This window comes from Campylobacter sp. LH-2024 (genome assembly GCF_048270605.1).
In the GTDB taxonomy this organism is placed as follows: Bacteria; Campylobacterota; Campylobacteria; order Campylobacterales; family Campylobacteraceae; genus Campylobacter_D; species Campylobacter_D molothri.
The window spans coordinates 1,175,825-1,201,336 of sequence record NZ_CP168139.1 but is presented as its reverse complement, the minus strand read 5'-3'; the positions used below and the strand labels follow the sequence as shown (position 1 = coordinate 1,201,336).

28 protein-coding genes are annotated in these 25,512 nt (G+C 28.1%); 21 read left to right on the top strand and 7 right to left on the bottom strand.

What is annotated here, in order from left to right; translation table 11 throughout:
* Nucleotides 1–70: 70 nt before the first annotated feature.
* Genes hypB through ACD570_RS06115 form a run of 5 tightly spaced genes read left to right on the top strand, consistent with a single transcriptional unit; the run spans nt 71 to nt 3,476 of the window.
* On the top strand, nt 71–805 hold the full coding sequence (gene hypB, locus ACD570_RS06135) for a hydrogenase nickel incorporation protein HypB (RefSeq protein ID WP_200283280.1): 735 nt from the start codon (nt 71–73) through the stop codon (nt 803–805).
* On the top strand, nt 805–1,086 hold the full coding sequence (locus ACD570_RS06130) for a HypC/HybG/HupF family hydrogenase formation chaperone (protein ID WP_200283283.1): 282 nt from the start codon (nt 805–807) through the stop codon (nt 1,084–1,086). The genes hypB and ACD570_RS06130 overlap by 1 nt, the downstream gene beginning before the upstream one ends.
* Nucleotides 1,070–2,161: a hydrogenase formation protein HypD gene (hypD, locus tag ACD570_RS06125; RefSeq protein WP_337206946.1), complete on the top strand. Its 1,092-nt coding sequence runs from the start codon at nt 1,070–1,072 to the stop codon at nt 2,159–2,161. The genes ACD570_RS06130 and hypD overlap by 17 nt, the downstream gene beginning before the upstream one ends.
* Complete coding sequence (gene hypE / locus ACD570_RS06120) at nt 2,158–3,132, top strand: hydrogenase expression/formation protein HypE (protein ID WP_200283289.1); 975 nt, start codon at nt 2,158–2,160, stop codon at nt 3,130–3,132. The genes hypD and hypE overlap by 4 nt, the downstream gene beginning before the upstream one ends.
* Nucleotides 3,132–3,476: a hydrogenase maturation nickel metallochaperone HypA gene (locus ACD570_RS06115; RefSeq protein WP_337199410.1), complete on the top strand. Its 345-nt coding sequence runs from the start codon at nt 3,132–3,134 to the stop codon at nt 3,474–3,476. Before hypE ends, ACD570_RS06115 begins: the two co-directional genes overlap by 1 nt.
* On the opposite strand, the gene ACD570_RS06110 is transcribed toward ACD570_RS06115, so the two are convergent.
* Together ACD570_RS06110 and ACD570_RS06105 are read right to left on the bottom strand one after the other, a co-directional pair.
* Nucleotides 3,477–4,442, bottom strand: a complete 966-nt coding sequence (locus ACD570_RS06110) for a DNA polymerase III subunit delta (protein WP_417904228.1) — start codon at nt 4,440–4,442, stop codon at nt 3,477–3,479.
* Between the two features lie 2 nt (nt 4,443–4,444).
* Nucleotides 4,445–6,370, bottom strand: coding sequence for an RNB domain-containing ribonuclease (locus ACD570_RS06105; RefSeq protein WP_417904227.1), 1,926 nt, complete (start codon nt 6,368–6,370; stop codon nt 4,445–4,447).
* 215 nt (nt 6,371–6,585) lie between these two features.
* Here ACD570_RS06105 and ACD570_RS06100 point away from each other — a divergent pair, with 215 nt between their 5' ends.
* Genes ACD570_RS06100 through ACD570_RS06085 form a run of 4 tightly spaced genes read left to right on the top strand, consistent with a single transcriptional unit; the run spans nt 6,586 to nt 9,712 of the window.
* The gene (locus tag ACD570_RS06100; protein ID WP_417904226.1) at nt 6,586–7,701 is read left to right on the top strand and encodes a divergent polysaccharide deacetylase family protein; all 1,116 of its coding nucleotides are present in this window, start codon (nt 6,586–6,588) and stop codon (nt 7,699–7,701) included.
* Nucleotides 7,691–8,467: a DNA-processing protein DprA gene (locus tag ACD570_RS06095; RefSeq protein ID WP_337207970.1), complete on the top strand. Its 777-nt coding sequence runs from the start codon at nt 7,691–7,693 to the stop codon at nt 8,465–8,467. The genes ACD570_RS06100 and ACD570_RS06095 overlap by 11 nt, the downstream gene beginning before the upstream one ends.
* The gene (ruvX, locus tag ACD570_RS06090) at nt 8,464–8,844 is read left to right on the top strand and encodes a Holliday junction resolvase RuvX (RefSeq protein ID WP_417904225.1); all 381 of its coding nucleotides are present in this window, start codon (nt 8,464–8,466) and stop codon (nt 8,842–8,844) included. Before ACD570_RS06095 ends, ruvX begins: the two co-directional genes overlap by 4 nt.
* Nucleotides 8,834–9,712, top strand: coding sequence for an RsmB/NOP family class I SAM-dependent RNA methyltransferase (locus ACD570_RS06085; RefSeq protein ID WP_239820516.1), 879 nt, complete (start codon nt 8,834–8,836; stop codon nt 9,710–9,712). The genes ruvX and ACD570_RS06085 overlap by 11 nt, the downstream gene beginning before the upstream one ends.
* A gap of 13 nt (nt 9,713–9,725) precedes the next feature.
* Here the strand turns inward: ACD570_RS06085 and ACD570_RS06080 are convergent, their stop codons facing one another.
* The 5 genes from ACD570_RS06080 to aspS all read right to left on the bottom strand — a co-directional run bounded on the left by ACD570_RS06080 (nt 9,726) and on the right by aspS (nt 14,686).
* Nucleotides 9,726–11,030, bottom strand: a complete 1,305-nt coding sequence (locus tag ACD570_RS06080) for a Cj0814 family flagellar-dependent secreted protein (protein WP_417904224.1) — start codon at nt 11,028–11,030, stop codon at nt 9,726–9,728.
* 263 nt (nt 11,031–11,293) lie between these two features.
* Nucleotides 11,294–11,797, bottom strand: a complete 504-nt coding sequence (gene msrA, locus ACD570_RS06075; RefSeq protein ID WP_239820517.1) for a peptide-methionine (S)-S-oxide reductase MsrA — start codon at nt 11,795–11,797, stop codon at nt 11,294–11,296.
* Nucleotides 11,798–11,828: 31 nt separating this feature from the next.
* Nucleotides 11,829–12,347 (bottom strand): inorganic diphosphatase, encoded by a 519-nt coding sequence (ppa, locus tag ACD570_RS06070; RefSeq protein WP_417904223.1) that lies wholly within the window; start codon nt 12,345–12,347, stop codon nt 11,829–11,831.
* Between the two features lie 15 nt (nt 12,348–12,362).
* Nucleotides 12,363–12,938: an adenylate kinase gene (locus tag ACD570_RS06065; RefSeq protein WP_417904222.1), complete on the bottom strand. Its 576-nt coding sequence runs from the start codon at nt 12,936–12,938 to the stop codon at nt 12,363–12,365.
* Entirely contained in the window at nt 12,935–14,686 is a 1,752-nt protein-coding gene (gene aspS, locus ACD570_RS06060) for an aspartate--tRNA ligase (RefSeq protein WP_417904221.1), read from the bottom strand. Before aspS ends, ACD570_RS06065 begins: the two co-directional genes overlap by 4 nt.
* A gap of 85 nt (nt 14,687–14,771) precedes the next feature.
* On the opposite strand from aspS, the gene ACD570_RS06055 reads away from it, so the two are divergent.
* The 12 genes from ACD570_RS06055 to mrdA all read left to right on the top strand — a co-directional run bounded on the left by ACD570_RS06055 (nt 14,772) and on the right by mrdA (nt 25,508).
* Complete coding sequence (locus ACD570_RS06055) at nt 14,772–15,629, top strand: NAD(+) kinase (protein WP_200283388.1); 858 nt, start codon at nt 14,772–14,774, stop codon at nt 15,627–15,629.
* Nucleotides 15,629–17,152 (top strand): AAA family ATPase, encoded by a 1,524-nt coding sequence (locus ACD570_RS06050; RefSeq protein WP_337207668.1) that lies wholly within the window; start codon nt 15,629–15,631, stop codon nt 17,150–17,152. The genes ACD570_RS06055 and ACD570_RS06050 overlap by 1 nt, the downstream gene beginning before the upstream one ends.
* Nucleotides 17,153–17,231: 79 nt before the next feature.
* Nucleotides 17,232–18,476, top strand: a complete 1,245-nt coding sequence (locus ACD570_RS06045) for a diguanylate cyclase (protein WP_337198709.1) — start codon at nt 17,232–17,234, stop codon at nt 18,474–18,476.
* Nucleotides 18,467–19,285 (top strand): TatD family hydrolase, encoded by an 819-nt coding sequence (locus ACD570_RS06040; RefSeq protein WP_239820522.1) that lies wholly within the window; start codon nt 18,467–18,469, stop codon nt 19,283–19,285. Before ACD570_RS06045 ends, ACD570_RS06040 begins: the two co-directional genes overlap by 10 nt.
* Complete coding sequence (locus ACD570_RS06035; protein WP_200283414.1) at nt 19,282–20,415, top strand: lytic transglycosylase domain-containing protein; 1,134 nt, start codon at nt 19,282–19,284, stop codon at nt 20,413–20,415. The genes ACD570_RS06040 and ACD570_RS06035 overlap by 4 nt, the downstream gene beginning before the upstream one ends.
* Nucleotides 20,354–21,193: a septal ring lytic transglycosylase RlpA family protein gene (locus ACD570_RS06030; RefSeq protein ID WP_337197184.1), complete on the top strand. Its 840-nt coding sequence runs from the start codon at nt 20,354–20,356 to the stop codon at nt 21,191–21,193. The genes ACD570_RS06035 and ACD570_RS06030 overlap by 62 nt, the downstream gene beginning before the upstream one ends.
* 2 nt (nt 21,194–21,195) lie before the next feature.
* Nucleotides 21,196–21,684, top strand: coding sequence for an HAD-IIIA family hydrolase (locus ACD570_RS06025; protein ID WP_337202380.1), 489 nt, complete (start codon nt 21,196–21,198; stop codon nt 21,682–21,684).
* Nucleotides 21,675–22,190: a hypothetical protein gene (locus tag ACD570_RS06020; RefSeq protein WP_417904220.1), complete on the top strand. Its 516-nt coding sequence runs from the start codon at nt 21,675–21,677 to the stop codon at nt 22,188–22,190. Before ACD570_RS06025 ends, ACD570_RS06020 begins: the two co-directional genes overlap by 10 nt.
* Nucleotides 22,172–22,633 carry an LptA/OstA family protein gene (locus ACD570_RS06015; RefSeq protein WP_337202378.1) on the top strand — a complete coding sequence of 154 codons (462 nt, stop codon included), beginning with the start codon at nt 22,172–22,174 and terminating at the stop codon, nt 22,631–22,633. The genes ACD570_RS06020 and ACD570_RS06015 overlap by 19 nt, the downstream gene beginning before the upstream one ends.
* Entirely contained in the window at nt 22,630–23,220 is a 591-nt protein-coding gene (gene yihA, locus ACD570_RS06010; RefSeq protein WP_337202377.1) for a ribosome biogenesis GTP-binding protein YihA/YsxC, read from the top strand. Before ACD570_RS06015 ends, yihA begins: the two co-directional genes overlap by 4 nt.
* Nucleotides 23,221–23,706, top strand: coding sequence for a hypothetical protein (locus ACD570_RS06005; RefSeq protein ID WP_200283445.1), 486 nt, complete (start codon nt 23,221–23,223; stop codon nt 23,704–23,706).
* Nucleotides 23,706–25,508: a penicillin-binding protein 2 gene (mrdA, locus tag ACD570_RS06000; RefSeq protein ID WP_239820526.1), complete on the top strand. Its 1,803-nt coding sequence runs from the start codon at nt 23,706–23,708 to the stop codon at nt 25,506–25,508. The genes ACD570_RS06005 and mrdA overlap by 1 nt, the downstream gene beginning before the upstream one ends.
* The last annotated feature ends 4 nt before the right edge of the window (nt 25,509–25,512 follow it).

Here is a 25,512-nt window from a genome sequence, read left to right as displayed (position 1 = left end):
CAAAAACTCATTAAAATTTAATGCTTTTAAGGATACAATGAAATAATTATTTAATTTTTAAGGAATGAAAATGTGTAAAGATTGTGGTTGTTCGATAAATTCTAAAGAGGACTCTTTTTTTCATCATCATGAAAATCCAAGTTTAAAAGAGAGTAAGACTGTAGAGGTAATTTCTAAAATTTTAAGTAAAAATGATGAACAAGCCTTGCATAATAGAAATCATTTTAATGAATCACATACACTTTGTATTAATTTAATGAGTTCTCCAGGAAGTGGCAAAACCACTCTTTTAGAAAATACAATTAAAGCTTTAAAAGATGAGATAAAAATTGCAGTCATTGAGGGGGATCTAGAAACCAATAATGACGCACAAAGAATTAAAAATATTGGTGCTAAAGCATATCAAATTACTACAGGACAAAGTTGCCATTTAGATGCTTTTATGGTGCATGAAGCTTTGCATCACTTAGCGATTAATGATATAGATTTACTTTTTATAGAAAATGTAGGTAATTTAGTTTGCCCTGCAAGCTATGATTTAGGAGAACATTTAAATATTGTTTTACTTTCAGTTACCGAAGGAAGTGATAAGCCGCAAAAATATCCAGTTATGTTTAAAAAAGCTGATGTTGTGCTTATTAGTAAAGCTGATTTAGCACATCATTTTGATTTTGATATCAAGGAAGCAAGCAAATTGATTAAAGAATTAAATCCAAAAGCAGATATTATAGTTTTAGATGCTAAAAATGGAAGCAATATGGAACTTTGGTATAAATTTTTAAGACTAAAAAAGGAGCTTTTTTAATGTGTTTATCCATTCCATCTGAAATTTTAGAAATCGATGAATTAAACAATGCCATCGTGCAAACCTTAGGTGTTAAAAGAAAAGTGAATTTAGATTTGATTGATGAACCCTTACAAAAGGGAGATTTTGTTTTAATACATGTAGGTGTTGCTATGGAAAAAATCGATAAAGAATCTGCTTTGGAGAGTATAAAAACTTATAGAGAAATTGTAGATAAAATGAATAGTGGAGAAATTAATACCAATGAAGGGGATTTGGGTTTAAATGAATTTAATCGATGAATTTAGAGATAAACAAAGTATTTTAGCCTTAAAAAAATTGATAGAAAAAGAGATTAAAAACCCTATTAATATTATGGAAATTTGTGGCGGACATACGCACAGTATTATGAAATATGCCTTGCCTTCTATTTTACCTAAAGAGATTAATTTTATTCACGGACCAGGTTGTCCTGTATGTGTTATGCCTAGAAATCGTATTGATATAGCTATTAAATTAGCTTCTATGAAGGATAATATTTTTTGCACCCTAGGTGATCTTTTAAGAGTGCCAGGGAGTGATTTTTCTTTAATTGATCTAAGAGCAAAAGGAGCTGATATTAGAGCACTTTATTCTCCGCTTGAAATTTTAGAAATTGCTAAGGAAAATCCAAATAAAAATATCATTTTTTTTGCTATAGGTTTTGAAACAACAACTCCTATGAGTGCTCTTTTGCTTGAAAAGGTGATAGAGTTAAATTTGAAAAATGTTTTTTTTCATATCAATCATATTACCGTTCCAGCGCCTATTGAAGCAATTATGGATGATGAAAATGTACAAATCAATGCTTTTTTAGGACCTTCTCATGTTAGTGTGATAACAGGTTTTGAAATTTATAAACCTATAGCAGCTAAACATAAAACCCCTATAGCAGTGAGTGGTTTTGAACCAGTAGATATTATGGAGAGTATTTTAAATATAGTAAGACAAATTAATGAAGGAACATTTGAAGTATACAATCAATACAAAAGAGCTGTAAGTAAAAAAGGCAATATTAAAGCACAAAATTTAGTTGCAAAATATTTTGAACCTTGTGATTTTGAATTTCGTGGCTTAGGAGTTATTAAAAATGGTGGCTTAAAATTAATAGAGGAATTTGGTGATTTTGATGCAAGTAAGCAATTTGATTGTATGGTTTTAAGTAAAAATGAAAACAAAGCTTGTATTTGTGGGAAAATTTTAAGAGGCCTAGCTAAACCTTATGATTGTAAAGTTTTTGCTAAAGCTTGTACTCCAAGAAACCCTATAGGTAGTTGCATGGTTTCAAGTGAAGGAGCATGTGCTGCTTATTATAGATATTCAAAGGTAAATGTATGAAAAATATTTCTTTAGCTCATGGTGGTGGCGGAGAAGAAATGAATGAGCTTTTAGATGGAATTTTTAAAATTTTTAATAATGATATTTTAAATGCTGCAAATGATGCTGCAATTTTGGGAAATATAGCTTTTAGCACAGATTCTTTTGTATTAAATCCTATATTTTTAGATGATGAGATAAATATAGGTAAGCTTTGCGTTTGTGGTTCGATAAACGATATTTTAATGGTTGGAGCTAAGCCAAAGTATCTTAGTTTAGCTTTTATTTTAGAAGAAGGTTTTGAGATAAAAAAACTCAATAAAATTTTACAAAGCATACAAAAAGAGTGTTTTAAAGCTGGGGTTTTAGTTGTATGTGGCGATACTAAAGTGGTCCCAAAAGGCAAAGGTGATGAAATTTATATTAATACTACAGCCTTAGGAGAAATCATTGCTAAAAAAGAAACTAAAAATATAAAAGCAGGACTCAGTGTCTTAGTTTCTGGTGATATTGGCAGACACGGTGCGAGTGTTTTAATCAAAAGAAATCAATTAGAAGCTGATATAAAAAGCGATTGTAAGATTTTAAATGAAGAGGTTTTAGAGCTTTTAGAAAATAATGTAAAAGTTATAGCTATGCGTGATGCAACCAGAGGGGGTTTAAGTGCGGTTTTAAATGAATGGGCAAAGCAAAGTGGAAATGATTTTTTAATTTTTGAAGAAAAAATTATCATACAAGATGAAGTTTTAGGGCTTTGTGAACTTTTTGGTTATGAAGCATATGAGCTTGCAAATGAAGGCACTTTTGTTCTTTGTGTAGAAAAGGAAGACGAACAAAAAGCTTTAGAAATTTTAAGAAAGTATAATAAAAATGCAAATATTATAGGGGAAGTTTTAAAGGAAAAAGCATCTCGTGTGATTTTGCAAAATTCTTTTGGAGCAAAGCGTTTTTTAGAAGTTCCAAAAGGTGAACTTTTGCCAAGAATTTGCTAATGCACGAACTTAGTATTGTAGAATCTTTAATTGATCTGTGTGAAGAAAATGCTTTAACCAATAATGCTAAAGATATACAAGAAATTTATATAAATATTGGACGTTTAAGTGGGGTTGAAGTAGATCTTTTCAAGCGTTGTTTTGAAACATTTAAAGAAAATTCTCAATTTTGCAAAAATGCAAAACTTTTTATAGAAATTACTCCACTTGAGATCTTATGTTTAAAATGTGATCAAAAAAGTATTTTAAAAGAAAATATTTTTAAGTGCCCATGTTGCTCAAGTATTGATTATAAGATTATACAGGGTGAAGATTTGCATTTAATGCGATTAATAATGCAATGATTAAATTTTTATAATTCTTCCAAGCTCTAATAAATTTGAAATCAAAAATTCTTTTTTGGCGAGTTTAGAATTAGTTTTTAATTCATGTTCGCTTTTAAGCAATAAGGTAAAAATATTTTTATATTGTTCTATTTTGATGCTAAAAGCCTGCTGGCTTAATTTTTGTGCGATTAAAGGAGGAGGGGAGTAGCCTAATAATTCTTTCAAATCTACTTTTCCATAAATTTTTGCATAAATGGCGATTTTAAAAAGACGATAAAAAGCAGCGCTTAGATAATTAAGCAATGCAATTTCATTATAATTTTCTATAATTTTTTCAAGCTCGTTTTTAAAATCTAATTTTTTCAAAATTAGTTCAAAAAAATTTTCAAAACTTCCAGAACTAAGGCTATGGCAGTATTGATCTATATCTTGTTCGCTTACGGTTAAATTTGTAAATTTGTTTAATTCGCTTGCTGCTAAGTATAGATTTTCATTAAAATTTGTAAATAGCATAAATAAGGCATTTTGGGTAATTTCTATATTAAGTTCTTTTGCCTTTATAGCTAAAAGTTCTATACCTTCTTTTGCATTATTAGGTTGAAAAAATCGTGCAAAATTATTTCCAAAAATTTTTTCTATATCGCTTTGTTTGGAACTTTCATTATAAAATTCTAAAAGAAAAAAATTATTTTGATTATTGTGACAGAGTTCTACTAGAGTTTTTAATTCTTTTGTGGGAATTTTTTTATTGATTTTTAATTCTAAAAGCTTATTATTACTAAAAAGAGATCCTCCGCTTAAAAAATCACTAGCTTGATTAAAATGATATTCTTCAAAAAACAATTTTAAATTTTCATCATAAGTCCATTTTTTCTTAATAAAATTGGCATATAATTCTATTTGAAAGTTGTCAGCTCCATATAAAAAGAAAATATTAGGAAAATTATTTTTCAAAAGTAGTGTTTGCAGTTCTTTTCTATACATTTTTACCTCAAGTAGTCTTTGATAATTTTTCCATAAATTTTAGCCATGACAATATCTGCTTCTATAATTTGAATTTCAACTCTTTGTAAAAGATTGGCCTGGGTGTCATAAAGGATAATATCTGCTCCTTTAATTTCATCATCAAGCTTAGCAATGCATATCCCTTCATTTTGAATAATTAAAGCTTGAAAACATTTTCCTATATTTTTAAGCGCCCATCTGGCAAATTTTCTATCCATAAAGTCAAAAGCAACCTTATCAGCTTCTCTTTCTAAGGTGCTAAGGTTTTCACAAGTACTTTGTATATTTAAAAGTAAATAATTAAAAAGCTTTTCATCCTTTTTTTGTCTGGCTTTTAATAAGCGATGCAAAATAAGATCAGAATATCTTCTAATAGGACTTGTAAAATGAGAATATTTTTCGAATCCTAAGCCAAAATGACCTTGATTTTTACTTGAGTATTCCGCTTTTTTTTGTGCTTTGATAATAAGTTTATCAACCTCTGCTCTTAAATTTAATTCATCTGCTAAAGATTGGATATCGCGTATGAGTTCTGGAAGATTAGGTTTTAATTTAACATCAATTCCAAGCTCGATTAATTCATTAAGAAGCTTATTGATTTTTTTGGCATCGGCACTTAAATGGTTTCTAAAAATTCCTATATCTTCTAAGATTTTTGCTGCTGTTTTATTAGCTAAAAGCATGCAATCTTCGATTAGATTATGAGAAAAGGTATCTTTTTCTATAAAAGTGCTTTCAAGGCTTAAATTTTTATCTAAAACCATTCTTAGTTCTTCAGTGCGAAATTCAAAGGCATTTTTAAGACGTTTTTTTCTTAGAATTTGGGTAATTTCGAAAAGTTTATAAAGCCAATTATGTTCTTTTAAATCAGGTTTTTTTAATAAAATTTCATCTACTTCATCGTAATTAAAACGACGTTTTGAGTTAATAATTGCTTCAAAAAGTTCTTCTTTGATAACTTCATTTTTTTCATTTAAAATGATTTTAAAACAATACGCTAGACGATCTTCATAAGGTTTTAAAGAGCAAATATTTTCACTTAAAGCCCGAGGTAGCATAGGAATAGCAATATGTGGAAAATATATTGAAAATCCACGATTTCTAGCTTCTTTATCTATAGCACTATAAGCATAGACATATTCGCTAACATCTGCAATGGCTATATAAATTTCTCGTTTTTTTTCATCAAAATAAATAGCATCATCAAAATCTTTAGCATGTATAGGATCTATAGTACAAAATGGTAAAGATCTTAAATCAATCCTATTTTCATACATACTGACATCAACGCTATCGCCATTAGCTAAAGATTCTTTGATGCAAGTGTCGCTAAATTTGCTATTTTTATTAAAAAGAGCAAGAGAAATTTTTTCATCTACACTTTCATCATCAATATGCCCTAGAACTTCAATGATATTGTTATTTTCATTTTCTATTTTTAATACAGTTCCCAAAGGTAAAGCTTTTAATGATTTTTGTGAAGCTTTTAAAGCAAGGTTTAGCCCTGTTTTTATATTCATTCCAAGTATAGCTTCTCCATATCTTTTAGTAATAACTATTGAGGTTTCATTGGCACGTTTTAATACTAAAATTACTTTAGCGCTAGGTCGTTTTCTCTTTAAAGGGAGGAGTTTAACAGCGACAATATCTTTATAATTCGCACCTTTTAAATTTTTATTTTCAATAAGCAAATCTTTTTTAAAACTTTCATCAAAAGATTCTAAAAATCCTGTGCCTTTACTTGTAATATCAAGAATTCCAAAAGTAAAACCATTGTTAAGATAAAATTTATTTTTATATTCTTTAATAATTTGATTTGCTAAAAGTTCTCTTATAATTTGTTTGTGTTCGTTATTAATTTGGTTAATATTTATTCCATAATTTAGGCTATTTAAAAATTCTTTCATTATAAATATACTTTTGTAATTTTTTGATAAATTTTACATAAAGTTTATAAAAAAAATATGAATTTTAGACTTTAATTGTTATAATACTTGCCATTGATATTTTAGAATAAATAGGATAAATTAAAATGAATAATTTTTTTACCAAAGCTTATCAAATTAAATACAATATTAAAAAAAGTAATTTTTATCAAAATATTTTATTATAAGATTTTATTTTGCTTAAGAAAAAAATAATACAAATACAACGATTTTTAATTATAGCTATACTTTTTTTATTGTGTATAGCTTTAGTTTTAGGAATTTTATTAAAATATCAAGAACTTAAAAATGCCACAAATCATTTGGCTAAAAGTAAGGATAATCAGCAAGAAAATTTAGTTTTATTAGATGATAAAAACCAAAATAAAATAGAAATATTTGAAGATTTTTACAATCAAGATAAAAATCAAAGTTTAGCTATTTTAGAACAAGAAGCACAAAAGATTGATAATGATATCAATTTAACAAAAATGATCGAACAAAATGTAAGCCTTGAAAAAAATAGCACTTTAGAGAGCAATTTGAGTTTAAATAGTGATAATAATTTAAGTCCAAAAAATGCAAGTATTTTAGAAAATAATTCAAGTTATATGGAGCAAAATTTAAGTACAAATATTCAATCAATACAAAAAAAAGACAAATATCTTCCAAAACTTGCTATTATTATTGATGATATGGCAAATGCAAGTCAAGTAAGAAATCTTAAAGCTTTAAATTTAAAGCTCAATCCTTCTTTTTTTCCACCAGATAAAAATCATCCAAATACTCCAAAATTAGCCTCTGATTTTAATTTTTATATGGTGCATTTGCCTTTGGCTGCTATTCACTACAATAAACCAGAACTTGATACTTTAAATCCAAACGATAGCGAGGAAAGAATTTTTAAAAAAATTGCGCAGATTAAAAAAGATTTTAAAAATTTAAAATATATTAATAATCATACAGGAAGCTTATTTACAAGCAATGAAAAAGCTATGAAACATCTTTATGAGGCTTTAAAAAGTCAAAATTTACTTTTTGTGGATTCTAAAACTATAGGAAATTCTAAAGCTTTAAAGGTGTCTAAAGAAATGGCCATGATTTATATACAAAGAGATATTTTTTTAGACAATGAAGATAATGTAGCCTATGTTAAGAAACAACTTGAAAGCGCTGTAAAATTGGCACAAAAAAAAGGATTTGCTATTGCAATTGGTCATCCAAGGAAAAATACTTTAAAAGCTTTAGAGCAAAGCAAAAATTTACTTGATAAGGTAGAGTTGGTTTATTTGAGTGAAATTTATGGAAAGTAAAATTTTAAGCGACGATTTTCTAGACTTTTTTAAAGATTTAAAAAAACCTCCAAAAAAACTCTACTACAGAGGAAATTTAGAGCTTTTAAGAAAACGCAAAATTGCAATCATTGGTTCAAGAAAAATGAGTATTTATACAAAAAATTGTGTTTTTTCTTTAGCCAGCATGCTTAAAAATTCAGGAATTTGTGTTGTAAGTGGTGGAGCTTTGGGGGTTGATATTAATGCAAGTATCGCTGCTATGCCCTATACAATAGGAATTTTTGCAAATGGCTTAAATCAAATTTATCCAAAGAGTAATGAAAAAATTATTAAGCAAATGTATCAAGAAGCCTTAGCACTAAGCGAATATGAAGAAGATTATATTCCTAAAAAGTATGATTTTTTACTTAGAAATCGTTTGATTATTGCTTTAAGTGAGGCTGTTGTAGTTGCTCAAGCTGATATTAACAGTGGCTCTATGCAAAGTGCTAAACTTGCTTTAGAATTAAAAAAACCTTTGTACGTTTTACCTCATAGGATTAATGAAAGTAGCGGAACGAATTTATTTTTAAAAGAAAAAAAAGCGGAATTAATTTATGACTTTAAGGAATTTGTTGGTCAGTTTGCAAAAGTTTGCGAGGATATGCAAGATGAATTTTTAGATTTTTGTAAAAAAGGTGTTAGTGTTGATGAAGCTTTGGCAATTTATGGTGAAAAAGTCTATGAATATGAACTTGAGGGTAAAATTTCCGTTGAAGGATTATTAATAAGAGTTTTAAAATGAGAGCGCTAGCATTAGACATAGGTTTAAAGCGTATTGGATTGGCGCTTTGTATCGATAAAATAGCACTCCCGCTTAATGCTGTTTTAAGAAAAAATCGTAACCAAGCTGCCATAGAAATAAAAAAAATTTTACAAGAGTATCATATTTCTTTATTGATTGTAGGTATTCCAAAAGGGGGTTCAAGTGAGGATGAAATGAAAAAGCGTATCCAACATTTTGTATCTTTGCTTGAATTTGAAAAAGAAGTGGTTTATGTAGATGAGAGTGGCACAAGCAAAGAGGCTTTGAAATTTCAAAGAGCAAATACTCGAAAAAAAGATGGAAAATTAGATTCTTTAGCAGCTTTTATTATGATAAAGGATTATTTTGCTCTCTAAAATTAAAGCACTTTACACGGAAAAAGAATTTATTCAAATTTTAAATTCTTTTGAAAAGAAAAAAAATATTTGCATTTTTTTAAATACTCTAAAATGTAATTTTAAAGAATTGGAAAATGATTTTTTAAATGCTAATTTAGAATGGAAAAAAATCAATGAATATTGTTATTTATTTAAAGCTGAGGATAAAAATATCTTAAGCTCTATGAAATCTTTTAATGAATTTAAATTTTATATACAAAATTATTCCTCTTATTTGTGTGCTTTAAATTTAGATGTAAAAGAGGGGCAAAATGTTTTAGATATGTGTGCTGCTCCAGGTGGAAAAAGTATTAATTTGGCAAATTTTATGAAAAATACAGGCTATTTAGCTTGCAATGAAATCAGTAAAGATCGTTTTTTTGTTTTGCAAAAAAATCTTCAAAATTATGGCATAAACGCAAAATGCTTTATGAAGGATGGTAAAACAATAGGAAAATTATGTCCTTTAAAATTTGATAAAATCTTGCTTGATGCTCCTTGCTCCACTTTTGCAAAAATAGGTTTTAATTTGGAAAAAAGCTATAAAGAAATAAAAAATATAGCCAAAATACAAAAAAAACTTTTGCATTCCGCTTTAAAAGCTTTAAAAGTTGGCGGAGAGCTTGTTTATAGCACTTGCACATTTACCAAGGAAGAAAATGAAGAAGTCATAGAAAATGCTTTGAAAAGCGAATTTAAACTTGAAATTTTGGATATCAATTTAGAGCATGCTATAGCAAAAGATGCACAAAGCGAATTTTTTAAAGAAATTTCAAAATGTAAGAGAATTATTCCAAATTTGGATTATGATGGATTTTTTATAGCCAAACTTAGAAAACTAGCCTAAACCCTAGTTTGTCCTATGAGATATTTAATCTATCCATTATAGATCCAACATAAGAATTGATACTTTCACTACTTGCTTTCCAACCATTAGCTTTTGCTTGATGAAATTCTCTATCAAAAGAGATTCCACTGCCTACGTATATATTTTGCCATTTAACTCCTTTATCCATTGCATATATACCTCCATCAAGCCAGCCATCTTGTGCATAACCTTTTAATAGACTTGCAAAATCCACTTTGCCTGTCATAATGTCATCGAAATCTACATTAGAGTATTTTGGGATACTTTGTTTGGCAACATTAAGATTATAATTCATTGCTTGCGGTGCAATAGTTGTATTTTTTCCTGCAACCATATAACCACCTTCTGATTTTAAAAAGCTCATAAACAAAGCTTCTTTAGAATAACTTCCATCTTCATTTTGTGGATAAACTGACATATCAGGATTAAATCCACCTTCCATTAAAGCTCCTTGTGATAAACTTTGAGTTGATATATTTAATTTTTGCGGATAAAAATCAATACCCGTCATTCCCATTTGTATTGCTTGAGCTTCATGAAATTCATCATCTGTTTTAAAAACATTAGTTACTTTTGTGTTAGAATGATTAACTAGTCCTAATGCATTATAAGGATTGGATTGATCTGAAAAATCTAAACCTTTATAGCCAACAGAAATATAACCCTTAGGCATAGAATTTATATCTGCTTCACTAAAACTTGTTTTATCATTTGGAAAACTTTGACCTAAAGCATTAGAAAAAAGATTATAATATTGTTTTATGGTTTCAGCCATATCGATATTAGTATAATACTCGCTTACGCCTAAGTATTCTTTTGTACTTGAAACAACAGGATCATTTTCAGCAGCTTTTTTAATCTCATCCAAAGTAGATTTATGTATCTTAAAATCTTCAGGCAATCCCGCAGCTTTGTTAAAATCACTCCCCATATAACCATCTTTATCTACACTATAACCATAGGCTGTATTATTACTTATATCTACTTGTTTATATTTTAGAGTATAAATAGAGTTTTTAAATTCACTTGATATATTATAATTAGGAGAATTTGTTTTACTACTTATACTAAAATTAGTATTATTGCTAGTATTTGTTGTATTAGTAGAATTTAATACTTCACTTCTTGCTAGAGTTTGTGAATTTGCACTTTGAATTTCATTTAATTTACTAGCATTTTGTTTTAAAAAAGTATTAGCAAAACTTATTTTAGAATTTTCTTTACTTTCTTTATTAGCTTTTGCTTGTGAAAGTATAGAATTATAGTTTGAGTTATCATTGATGCTAAAGATACTCATATTAATTCCTTTAATTTTAGAATTGTTCTGCCCTCAAATCTAAATATCTTAATTAAATACAAGCAAGAAGTGTTCCTAAAAATAATTTTAACAATGATTTTGAATTAAACTTTTCACATATAATTTTAAATTCACAAAAAAACTTAAAAAACAATAAATATTTTTTTTATTTTTTTAGGCTTGAAATACTATTTTATAGATATTTAGTAAGAAAATCACATTGTGAAAACTTTGTGAATAAAATATATTTATAAAAAAGTTAATTATATGAATTCGTTTTTTACAAATTGTAATTTTGGAGCAATAACAAATCGACAATATCCTTGATTGGGATTTTTTGTGAAATAATTTTGATGATAAGATTCCGCAGGATAGTATTTGTTTAATTTATAAATTTGAGTGACTATTGGTGAAGAGTAATTGTTTTTTATCTTTTCAATAAATTTTTTAATTATAACTTCATCATTTTCGTTTTCATAAAAAATTGCAGATCTATATTGAATTCCTACATCGGCGCCTTGTTTATCTAAAGAAGTAGGGTCATGAATTTTAAAAAAAATATCCAAAATTTTTATAAGAGAAATTTCTTTATCGTTGTAGTTTAATTTAATGACTTCAATATTACCATCGCCAGAACATACACTTTCGTAGGTTGGATTTTCGGCTCCACCCGTGTATCCAACCTCACTATCTACAATCCCTTTAATTTTTTCAAATACAGCTTGTATGCACCAAAAACATCCACCACCTAAAATAATGCTTTTCATATTTTCCTTAACAGCAAAAAAGACTAATGACTTATTTGTAATTCTTAATTGCTTTTTCTAAAATTTCAATTGCAACATTTGTATCTTTGAAATCTTGTACTTTTACCCATTTATTTGGTTCAAGAATTTTATAGGTTTCAAAGAAATTTTTAATTTTATTTAAAGTTGCTTGAGGTAGATCGGTATAGGATTTGATATTATCGTATCTTGCATCAATTTTTGAACTTGGGACAGCTAAAAGTTTTTCATCCATTCCGCTTTCATCTTCCATGATTAAAACACCGATTAAACGGCAAGGAATGACAGCCCCAGCTTGAATAGGATATTCATTTAAAACTAAAATATCAACAGGATCACCATCATCAGCTAAGGTATTTGCAATAAAACCATAATTTGCAGGATAAAACATTGCACTTGCTATTACACGATCAACCATAATAGCACCACTATCTTTATCAATTTCATATTTAATATTTGACCCATAAGGAATTTCAATTACGGCGTTAATTTTATTTGGAATATCTCCAATTTTGATTTTGCTTAAATCCATATTTATTCTCCTTTTTTAAATACTTTGAATTTTTTTAATCAATTCTTTCATATCTGCAACAATAGGTTCTATTGTGCGTTCTCCATCAATAATAAAATGAAGTTTTTTATTTTGATAAAATTTTTGAATTTCTTCTAATGGTTCTGTATAAACTTTCATTCTATTATAAAAAACTTCTTCATTATCATCAGCTCCACGATTTCTACCTAAAACTCTATCTTTGGCTACTTGTTCGCTTACGCGTACTTCAATCACGCCTTTAAGTTCTATTTCATTTTGAGAGCTTAAAACCTTATCAAATTCTGTCATTTGTTCAATACTTCTTGGATAACCATCGATAATGATTGTTTGAGTTGGTGCATTTTTAAGTGCTGAGACTATAGTATTTATAACTACATCCAAAGGTACTAAATTTCCTTTAGAGATAAAACTATCAATTGTTTTTCCAAGCTCACTGCCGCTAGTAACCTCTTCTCTTAATAAATCACCTGTTGAATAATGAGTAATGTTAATATCTGATTGAGCTATAAGACTTGCATCTGTTGTTTTTCCACTCCCAGGTGCTCCTATGATTAAAAACAATTCTTTCATTTTATATTCTCCCTTAATTTAATTCCTAGTTCTCTTAAAGCTTCATTGTTTGGCTCTGATGGCGCATCTGTCATGAGACATTGTGCTCTTTGTGTTTTTGGAAAAGCAATAACTTCTCTTATACTTTTTGAACCAGTAACTAGCATGATAAGCCTATCTAATCCTATAGCAATGCCGCCATGAGGTGGAGCTCCAAAACTTAAAGCATCTAGCAAAAATCCAAATTTATTTTTTTGTTCACTTTCGTCAATATTTAATTTTTTGAAAACTTTTTGCTGAATATCATTTTTATGAATTCTAATACTTCCACCACCTAATTCCACACCATTTAAAACAACATCATAGGCAATGGAGTAAATTTCTTCAATATCTTCTTCATCAATATTTTTTGGCATAGTAAAAGGATGATGCATAGCCGAATAAGTTCCATCGTCGTTTTGTTCAAACATAGGAAAATCAACAACCCATAAAAATTCCAATGCATCTGGATTGATTAATTTTAATTCTTCTGCAAGGAAAATTCTAAATCTTCCCATATAATCAAGAACAGTTTTTTTAGCACCAGCACCGAAAAATACAACATCTCCAACTTCCAAATTACAACGTTTGCTAAGTTCTTGTAAATCAGATTCATTAAAAAATTTGCAAAGTGGACCTTTAAGGCCATCTTCTTTAACTTGTATAAAGGCTAAGCCTTGTGCTCCAAATTTGCGAACAAATTCTTCAAATCTTTGCATTTGTCTTTTTGAAAAGATGGTGTCTCCTTGTGGAACATGTATAGCTTTAATGCGGTTTTTCTTTGTGTCTTTAGCAATATTTGAAAAAATTTCATTATTAGATTTTGCGAAGATATCAATTACATCTATAAACTTAAGATCAAATCTTAAGTCGGGTTTATCACTTCCATAAAGTTCCATAGCTTCTTTATATTGCATAATCCTAAAAGGAGTTTTAATTTCTTTGCCACAAGCTTTAAAAATATCTTTTAAAAAAGTTTCAGCAACTATCATAACATCTTTTTGTTCACAAAAACTCATTTCGACATCAATTTGGGTAAATTCTGGTTGACGATCCGCTCTTAAGTCTTCATCTCTAAAGCATTTTGCGATTTGAAAATAACGATCAAAACCACTACACATTAGAAGTTGTTTAAATAACTGCGGACTTTGAGGTAAGGCATAAAATTCACCTTGATGAACGCGAGAAGGAACAAGATAATCTCTTGCTCCTTCGGGTGTAGCTTTAGTTAAAATAGGGGTTTCAACTTCTAAAAATCCCATAGCAGCTAGGGAATTTCTAGCTGCTATACAAGCTTTTGAACGTAAAGAAAAATTTTCATAAAGCTTAGGATTTCTTAAATCTAAAAACCTATATTTTAATCTTAATTCCTCATTAACACTTTCATCAGCAATTGCAAAAGGAGGAACTGCACTTTCGTTTTCTATAATAAGTTTGCTAACTACAACTTCAATTTCACCAGTTTTTAATTTATTATTAGCAAGTCCTTCTCCACGAGGACGAATTTTTCCTTCAGCAATAAGAACAAATTCATTTCTAGCACGCGAAGCAATTTCATGAGATTCTTTGCTATCATTTGGATCGCAAACAAGTTGTATAATACCACTACGGTCTCTTAAGTCTATAAAAATGACTCCTCCATGATCGCGGTAGCTATTGACCCAACCACAGAGTTTAACTGTTTCTCCAACATTGGAAATTCCTAAGTCTGTATTATAATGACTACGCAATTTTTTTCCTTGAAATTAAAATAATTATTTTAAAATTATAGTATTTTTATTCTTTTGCTTAGCTAAGTTTTGTTATAATTTTTTTATGCAAAATAAAATAGATTATAAAAATATTAAGAAAGTAGGACTTGTTGTTCGTTTTAATTCGAATTTTGATGAGGAAATATCTACTTTAGAAAACATTTTAAAGAAATATAATGTTGAACTTTTGTTTTTAAAAAACTTTAAAAAGCCAAATTTATCACATTATGATATTGATGATTTATTTAAAATTTCAGATTTTATTATTTCTTTAGGTGGAGATGGGACATTAATTTCTGTATGTCGTAAAGCTTGGGAATATGATCGAGCCGTTTTGGGAATTCATGCTGGACATTTGGGTTTTTTAACAGATTTTAAAATGGATCAAGCAGAAGATTTTTTTCAATCTTTTTTTTGCGGTCATTTTAAAACAGAAAATCCCTTTTTACTTAGTGTTCATTTAAAGCAAAAGAATGGCCAAAAAATGAAAGATTATGCTTTTAATGATATTATAATAAAAAGAGAAGATCAAACCTCTATGGCATATATTGAGGTGTATCATCAGGATAAAAAATTTAATGAATATTTTGGAGATGGATTAATTGTTTCTACTCCTGCTGGATCAACTGCTTATAATTTAAGCGCTAATGGTCCTATAGTTTATACTTTAGCTCAAGCATTTATTCTTACTCCAATTTGTTCTCATTCTTTAACACAAAGACCTATAGTTTTGCCTAAGGGGTTTGAATTAGAAATTAGAGCCAAGGGATGCATGTTTTCTATAGATGGACAAAAAAATTACAAAATGGATGATTTTAAAAGTATTAAAGTAGGTTTAAGTCACAAGAGTGTTACTTTAATTCGTCCAGAGAATCGAGATTATTTTCAAATTCTAAAAGAAAAATTAAATTGGGGAAGTTGATGATTAATAGAATTTTTATAAAAGAAAATCTAGGTTTTAAAGAAGCTAAGCTTGAAATTTCAAAAGGACTTACTGTTTTTACTGGACTTAGTGGAGCTGGAAAATCAATATTATTTAAAGGAATTTTATCTGCTTTTGCTATAAGCGATAGCGAAGCAAGAATTGTAGAATTAGGGCTTGATGATAAATTGAATTTGGAAGAATATGGAATAGAAAGCGAAGAAGAAAATGTTTTTAAGCTTTTAAAAGAAAAAAATACAAAATACTTTATTAATAATCAAAGCATTGCTAAAAAAAGTTTGCAAAATTTAAGTAAAAGTTTTATTAAATATCTTAGCGCTAAGGAAAATAATGAATTTAGTAATGAAAAATTTTTAAGAATTTTAGATGCTTTGGAGATACAAAATAATCCTCAATTTGAAAATTTCTTAAGTGAATTTAAAGAAGATTTTAATAATTATACTCGATTATCTGAAGAATTAAATCAAATTTTAGATGAAGAAAGAAAAATCGAAGAATTAAAAGAAGTGGCTAAAATTCAAATTGAAAAAATTCAAAGTATCAATCCAAAAATAGGGGAATATGAGGAATTATTAATACTTAAGAAAAAACTTTCTAAAAAAGATAAATTAGATGAAGCTTGGCAAAAAGCTAGTGTAATTTTTGATTTAGAAAAAATTGTAATTGATGCTTTAAATTTAAGTGAGAAAGATCCAACTTTTTTTAGCGAATGTTTAAATGAATTACGTTTGATTTTAGAGAGTCAAAAAATAGAAGATTTTGATTTTGATATTGAAAAAATACTTGATAGGATAGAAAATTTATCTTTTTTAATGAAACGTTACGGGAGTATCGAAAACGCATTAGAAATTTTAAAGCAAAAAAAACAAGAGCTTGAACATTATGAGAATTTAAGTTTTGAGAAAAAAGAACTTGAGAAAAAATTTGAAAAAGCAAAAGACAAACTAGAAAAAAGTACAAAAATTTTAACTCAAACAAGGATAAATAACTTAGAAAAATTACAAAATTGTTTGAATGAGTATTTAAAAAATCTTTATATGAAAGATGCTATTTTAAGGTTAGATGAAAGCAAAGTAATATCCTTCATGGGTAAAGATGAGATTAATTTAAATATTAACTTTGCTAATTTAAAAAATTTAAGCTCCGGAGAACTTAATCGTTTAAGACTTGCATTTATAGCAACAGAATGTAAAATTTTAGGTCAAGGTAGTGGGATATTGTTTTTAGATGAAATTGATGCCAACTTAAGCGGCAAAGAAGCGATGAGCATTGCTATGGTTTTAGACGAACTTTCAAATTTTTATCAAATTTTTGCTATTTCGCACTTGCCTCAACTTTCTTCTAGGGCACACAATCATTTCTTGGTTGAAAAAAAAGGTGATGAAAGCTTTGTAAAAAAGTTAAACCAAGAAGAGAGGATTAAAGAACTTGCTAGAATGGTAAGCGGAGAAAAGATTAATGAAGAGGCTATAGAATTTGCTAAAACTTTGTTTAAATCTTAAGCGGATTTTTCATTTAAACATGTTATAATTTTATTCTTACATTAGAATTAGCTTTTAATTTTTAAGGTGTGTTAAATTTATGAATAAAAAAATTTTAATTGTTGATCATAATAAAATGCTTGGAAAACTTTTGGCTAAAAAAATTCAATCAACTTTAAATTACGAAGTTGATATAGTTTTTAGCTATACAGAAGCAAAAGAATTATCTGTTAATAATTATTTTTTAGTTTTTGCAGAATTATATTTACCCGATGCTCCAAATGGAGAGGTAGTTGAGTTTCTTTTAGAGAAAAAATTACCCGTGATTGTTTTAACTGCCAATAATGATAAAGAAGTAAGAGATGATTTTTTAAAAAAAGATATATTAGGTTATATTTTTAAAGAAAGTAGTACTTGTATCGATGATATTATAAATTCAATATCCAAGTTAGAACACTATTCTGGAATTAAAATCATTTTAGCTTTAAGTAAACTTCCTGAGCGTAATGAGATTAAAAAAATTCTTACGCAAAGACGTTTTAATGTTTTGGCTGCTGCCCATGGAGAAGAGGCTATGAGTTATTTAAATGATAATGATGATATACGCCTTATTATTGCCGATGTTAATATGCCAGTCATTAGTGGAAGCGAACTTTTGGATGAAGTTAGAACTCGTTTTAGTGAAGAAGAACTAGGGGTGATACTTTTAGGTGATAAAAATGATACTTTAGAGGCTGATTTATTTAAAAATGGCGCTAATGAGTATTTGATAAAACCGATTAAAAGAGATAGTTTTAATTCTCGATTAGATCGATGTTTAACTTATATGGAAAATATGAAATTTTTAAATACTTATAATAATCTTGATCCTATTTCAGGTGTGAAAAACTATGAAGCCTTAATGGATGATATTGAGTTATATTTTAATGAAATTATGACTAAAGAAGAAGATTTTGCTTTGGCTTTTTTAAATATTGATGACTTAAGATCTGTAAATGAAAGATATGGTTTTGATGTAGGTAATGAGGTTGTTAAAATTTGTGCCAATGAAATTGTAAATGAGATCAAAGGTAGGGACATAGTAGGAAGATTTAGTCCTGAAAAATTTTGCATTTTATTAAAAAATATTTCTCATGAAAAAGCTGTTAAAATTTTATCTCGTATTCGTGTTAATATCAAAAAAGTTGGAGTTTTAATTAATTTAGATGAAGTATTTTTTACCGCTTCTATCGGAGTGGCTTTTGGTAAAAACAAAGATAAATTTGATCACTTGAGCAAGCAAGCATCTAATGCCCTTGAGCAAGCAAAAATTAATGGAAAAGATCGAGTAGAAGTATGTTCTTAGAACTTGAATTTAAAGATAATTTAAAAATAATCGATACCCATTGTCATATTGATAGCGATGTTTTTAAGGAGGATTTGGATGCACTTTTAAAACATTCTTTTAACAATGGAATTGAAAAAATAATCATACCTGGTGCACACATTAAAGATTTGCCTTATGCTGCAGAGCTATCAAAAAAATATGATAGAGTATATTTTGCAGCTGGAATACATCCTTATGAAATTGATAATTTTGATGAAAATATTTTAAGACAATATTTAAAACAAGAAAAATGCATAGCTGTGGGTGAGTGTGGGTTGGATTATTTTCGTTTTCAAAGTGATGATTTAAAAGAGATAGAGTATCAAAAAAATCTTCAAAAACATTTTTTTAAAATTCAACTTGAATTGGCAAAAGAATTTAAAAAACCTGTAATTATTCATTCACGAGAAGCTAATAATGATACCTACGAAATTTTACATCAATATTCCAAAGAACTTGTTGGAGGGGTTTTGCATTGTTTTAATGCAAGTGAACATTTACTTCGTCTTAGTAACGAGGGTTTTTATTTTGGAATAGGTGGAATTTTAACGTTTAAAAATGCTAAAAAATTAGTAGAGATTTTACCTAGAATTCCAAAGGATAAATTGCTTATTGAAACTGATGCACCTTATTTAACCCCAGAGCCTTATCGTGGAAAAAGGAATGAACCTTTATTAACTCAATTGGTAGCCAATAAAATGAGTGAAATTCTAAATTTATCAAGAGAAGAGCTTTTGAAAATTTGTTTAGATAATTCCAAAAAATTATTTTTTCAAGGGGCTTTATGAGAAAAATATTATTATTGCTGTCTTTTAATTTTCTTTTTGCGCAAATTAATACTCCCGAATTTTACGAAAGACAAATAAAAATTTTAAGAGATTTAGATATTGAATCAAATTTTATCAGTAATTTAGTTTTTGTTCAAAGCCAGCAAGATATAAAATCAAAACACACTAAAACTTTAATCGATGGGATACAAAATTTTTCTAAAATAACGCCTATGATCCGAAAAATATTATCCGAACAGGAAGTTCCTGAAGAAATTTTATACCTAGCTATGGTTGAATCCGGCTTAAAAGTTAATAGTGTTTCTAATGCTAAAGCTGTTGGAATTTGGCAGTTTATGAAGCCTACAGCTAAAAATTTAGGACTTAGGGTGGATGCTTATGTTGATGAAAGACGAGATCCAGTCAAGTCAACTTATGCTGCGATTGATTATTTAAAGAGAATGAAAGCAGAGTTTGGTAAGTGGTATTTGGCTATTTTAGCTTATAATTGTGGAAATGGAAAATTGCATCAAGCTATCGAAGAAGCTGGGAGTGATGATTTAAATGTTTTGCTTGATTCAAATAAGAAATATCTTTCTTTAGAAACTAGAAATTTTTTGCGTAAAATTTTAACACTTTCATTTTTGGCAAATGATAGAGATTTTTTATTAACCAAAGATGCATCTTTAGTTAATTATACTTTAAGTAATGATTTTATTAAGGTGGATGCTCCATCTTCGGTTTCTTTAAAAGATATAGCTAAAAATTTAAATATAAGTTTTGCTACTTTTAAAAAGTATAACCCTCATTTTAAACATAATTTTACACCTCCGGGAAAAGGTTATTATATGTATATTCCTTTAAATAAAGTAGCTTTTTTTGATAAACATTTTAAAGAAAATAAACTTGCAAAAGTTGATACAACTATACCTATGACTAAAGTTTATATTGTAAAAGCAGGTGATTCTTTATATAAAATAGCTAAAAATCATCGTGTGAGTGTAGATAGTATTAAAGAATTAAACCGTATTTATAAAAATCGTTTAAGTATCAATCAAAAAATTATAATACCAATAAAGGAGAATAAAAATGCAAATATTAAAACAGCTCAAAGCGACTCTAAAAATTATTCCAATTTTATCCATAATTAGTGTTTTTACAGGTTGTGGAATAGGAAATTTACTTTCAGAATCAAGCGGTAGTGCTCAGGTTTATTATCCAAGTAACGATTTTAAAAGTAATCCTAGCTCTTCAGGAGGAAAAGGCACTATGAAGCCTTATACCATAAATGGAAAAACTTATTATCCAACTGTAGTATCTGTTGGAGAAACTGCTGATGGTATTGCTAGTTGGTATGGGCCAGGTTTTCATGGTAAAAAAACTTCAAATGGTGAAATTTATGATCAAAATGCATTTACGGCAGCTCATAAGACTTTACCTATGAATACAATTTTAAAAGTTACAAATTTAAATAATAATCGTCAAGTTACTGTTCGTATAAATGATCGTGGCCCTTTTGTAAATAATCGTATTATTGATTTGTCTAATGCGGCCGCAAAGCAAATTGATATGATACATAGCGGAACAGCGCCTGTTAGACTTGAAGTTATAGGATTTGGTTCTTCTAATTCTGGCAATAATATTGTTCATTCTAATATAAATTATGGAAATGGCGGAGAAATTTCAGGTAATGGCCAAATTTATGAAGGTGGAAATTTTATGGTTCAAATTGGTGCATTTAAAAATCCAGAAGGAGCAAGAACTATAGCCTCAAGATATAAAACTTATAGAACTTATTCTTCTACTATACGTACAAGCACAGTAGATGGTTTAAACCGAGTTTTTTTAACTGGGTTTAGAAGTGAAGAAGAAGCGCGTGATTTTGCTGCAAGTGGAGCATTTGCTGGAGCTTTTATAGTAAGAGAATAAAAATGATAGAATTAATTTTTTTAGATGTAGATGGTTGTTTAACAGATGGAAAAATCATCTATACTTCAGAAGGTAATTTTATCAAAGAATTTAATGTTAAAGATGGTGCGGCGATTGAGGCTTGGTTAAGACTTGGCAAAAAAATCGCTATTATTACAGGTAGAAATTGCCCTTGTGTAGATAAAAGATCTAAAGATTTAAAAATAGATCTTTTATTTCAAGGAGTTAAAGATAAATTAACTTGTGCTAAAACAATTTTACAAAAATTAAATCTCGATTTTTCTCAGTGTGCAGCTATAGGGGATTATTTTAATGATAAAAATCTTCTTGAAAATGTAGGGTTGAGTTTTAAACCAAAAGATGCTCATAAGGATTTAAAAGTTGATATAGTTTTAGAGCATAAAGGTGGAGAGGCTGCTGTAGCAGAAATGATAGAATATATTGTGAGAAAGAATAATATGCAACAAGATTGGAATAAGATTTGGCTATAAAAAGTTTTGGTATTCTTATCGCTCTTTTTGTGATTACTTTTGTGGTTTTGTGGCTTCAAGATCCTTATTCTTTAGATGTTAAATCTTATTCTTTAAATTTTAAAAATATTGAGGCAAGTCATTTAAAAGCTTATGATGTGAATCAAACAGCAATTAAATCTTATTATAAGGCTAATTCTTGGGTAAGATATGCTAATAGAGATGAATTTGATAATTTTACAAATTATAATTTGGATTTTAATTTAAGTGCTAATAAATTAGAACTTTTGGGTCAAAATATGGATCAAATAAAATTTGAAGGAAATGTTACCTATTTGGGATCTAATAATGTTAAATTTATTGCCGATGAGGTAGAGTATCAACCAAAAAGCAAAATTCTAAGCACAGATATAGGTTTTAAGGGTTTAATTAATGGAAATATTGTTAATGGAAAAAGTTTACAATATGATACAAAAAATAAAATTTTGCAAATTCAAGAGGTAAATGCATGTTTGCAAGAAAAATAATTTTATTATTCTTTTGTATTAGCATATCTTTAGCAACTAAAATTGAAGTAAAAGCTTTAAATTTTTATTCCGATGAAAATAAGGGAGAAAGCACACTTAGTGGCGATGTTGAGGTTAAAAGAGGGGAAGATATTTTAAATGCTGGAAAGTTGATTATCTATACAGACAAAAATCGCAAACCAATACGCTATGAAGCTACACAAAATCCAAAATTTAAAATTAATTTAAAAGGCAAAATTTATAAAGGAGAAGGAGATAAATTAATTTATAATGTTATTGAAGATACTTATGAGATTGATGGAAATGCGTATATTAATGAGCCTATTAATCATCAAAAACTTTGCGGAAATAAAATTTTTATAGATAGAAAAAAAAATATTTATAAAATACAAAGCAAAGATAATAAGCCCGCACGCTTTGTATTTGATTTGAAACAAAAATGATTATTAATGCCCGTTTTATTGCCTCTTTGGCAAAATTTGATATCAATTTTGCATCTCATTTTAGCGAAGTGGCTTTTTTGGGAAGATCAAATGTTGGAAAAAGTTCTTTAATTAATTCTTTATGCAAACAAAAAAACCTCGCTAAAAGCTCCTCAACTCCTGGAAAAACGCAATTAATAAATTTTTTTGAAGTTTTGTGTCAAAAAAATGAAGATAAATTTAATATTTATTTCGTGGATTTGCCTGGTTTTGGTTATGCTAAGGTTTCAAAAAATTTAAAAGAAGAATGGAATATTCATTTAGATGAGTTTTTAAAGCTAAGAACTTCTATAAAATTATTTATTCATTTAATTGATGCAAGACATATTAACTTAGAAATTGATAAAGAATTGGATGGTTATTTAAAAGGTTTCATAAGACCAGATCAAAAAATTTTAAAAGTTTTTACAAAATGTGATAAATTAAATCAAAGTGAGAAGGCTAAACTTAAAAATTATTTTCAAGATGCAATTTTAATTTCAAATTTAAATAAATTTGGACTTGATAGACTTGAGAATGAAATTATCGATCAAGTTTTGGGTTTATAAATGATAAAAAATTATAGAGTAAGTATCAATGGTGGATATATATTTTTAGGTATTTTTTATATTATATATCAAATTTTAGGTTCTATTTTCACTTACACTCCTTTGCTCTATGGTTTATTTTTTTGTTATATGATTTATCTTTTAGAGCAAAGACAAAAAACTTTTAATAAGCTTGATTTTCGGTGGTATTTTTCTTTATTTTTTTTATTTTTCACAGATGTCACTTATGATTTCTTTATTTTTTCATCTTGGATTGCATTTGCTCTTTTTTATTATATTTGTGCTGATTGGATTAAAACAAGTTTAAAAATAGAAAAATTTATCCCTATTGCATTTGTGCTTTGTGCTTATTTTTTTATTTTTCTTTTGGATTTTATTTTTTCTTATATGAATAATCAGCATTTTAAAGCATTAAGTTTTGGATATTTAATATCCATAGGAATTGAGTGTTTTTTAGCTTATGTCTTTTTTAGAGGTAAAATTTAATGCGTATGCGTTTAGTTGTTGGATTTATACTTTTATTTTTTATTTTTTTATTGAGTCGAATTTATTATTTAAGTATAAAGTCTAATGTATATTATGAAGAGCTTGCGAAACAAAATGCCATAAAAACACAATTATTAGCACCAAAACGTGGGGAAATATTTGACCGAAATGGCACACTTTTGGCGGTTAATGATTTAGGATATAGTATTTCTCTAAAGCCTTATTTAAGTCTTAAAAAAAATAAAATCAGTATTTTGGAAAAAGAGTTAAATAAATTGCAAGGTTTTTTTCCAGATTTAAATGTTACAAAATTGTTGCAATTTTACAAGAAAAATGATTCATATTATAATCAAGATTATATACAAATTGTAGATTTTATACCTGCGCAAGAAATGATGAAACATTATTCCGTGCTTAATTTGGATGAAAATATAAAAATAGAATCTGCTGTGCAAAGAAAATATCCTTATGGAAAATTAGCTTCTCATATTATAGGTTATGTTGGAAAAGCTAATTTACAAGATATAAAAGAAAATGAAATTTCTAAATTAACAAATTTTATTGGAAAAAGTGGTATAGAGCGTTACTACAATGATATTTTACAAGGAGTAAAAGGAGAGAAGGTTTATAAGGTTAATGCTTTAAATCAAGAAGTAGCCCAAATTTCTTATACTCCTCCGCTTTCAAATGATATACATTTAACTATTGATATAGAATTGCAGAATTTTCTAACAAATCTTTTTGAAAATAATGCTGGAGCCGCAATAATTATGGATATTAGTGATGGGTCTATTTTGGCAGCTGGAAGTTTTCCAGAATATGATCTTAATCCTTTTGTAACTGGTATTTCTTTCAAAGATTGGGATGAACTTTCTAATAATCTTGATCACCCTTTTACAAATAAACTTATTAATGGATATTATCCTCCTGGTTCAGTTGTTAAAATGGGTGTTGCCTTAGCCTTCTTAAATTCAGGCAATATTACACCTTCTACTCAATTTTTTTGTGGAGGTAGTGTTGAGCTTGGAGGAAGATTATTTCGTTGTTGGAATCGATCAGGTCATGGAAATGTGGATCTAAAACATGCTATTAAATCAAGTTGTGATGTTTATTTTTATGATGGAGGTTTGCAAGTTGGTATTAATCAAATCAGTCAAACTTTATCACGTATTGGTTTTGGAGCAAAAACTGGAGTTGATTTGCCCAATGAATTTGTAGGTATTTTGCCAAGCAGAGAATGGAAAATGCAAAGGTACGGGCAAAATTGGTTTCAAGGCGATACTTTAAATACGGCCATAGGGCAGGGAAATTTTTTAGCAACTCCTATGCAAATTGCAAGATATACAGCTCAAATTGCCAAAGGTAAACAAGTTTTACCTCATTTTTTGCAAAGTATAGAAAATAATAATACTAAAATTCAAAATAAAACTCACTTTAATCAGGAAATTTTTACTTTATTTGAAAAAAGTCAGCTTCCATATATAAGAGATGCGATGTATGCTGTAGCTAATGAACAAGGAGGAACAGCTTATCGTTATTTACATGATCTTAAAGTAAAAGTAGCTGCTAAAACAGGAACTGCACAAGTTGTAGGATTTTCTCAAACGGATCGAAGTAGGGTGGATGAAAAACAATTGCAATATTATACAAGATCCCATGCTTGGCTTACTTCTTATGCGCCCTATGCAAATCCAAAATATGTTGTAACTGTTTTGCTTGAACATGGGGGTAGGGATACTACTTCTGGAGAAATTAGTGCAAAAATTTATCAAAAAATGATAAATTTGGGTTATTTCAAATAGTCCT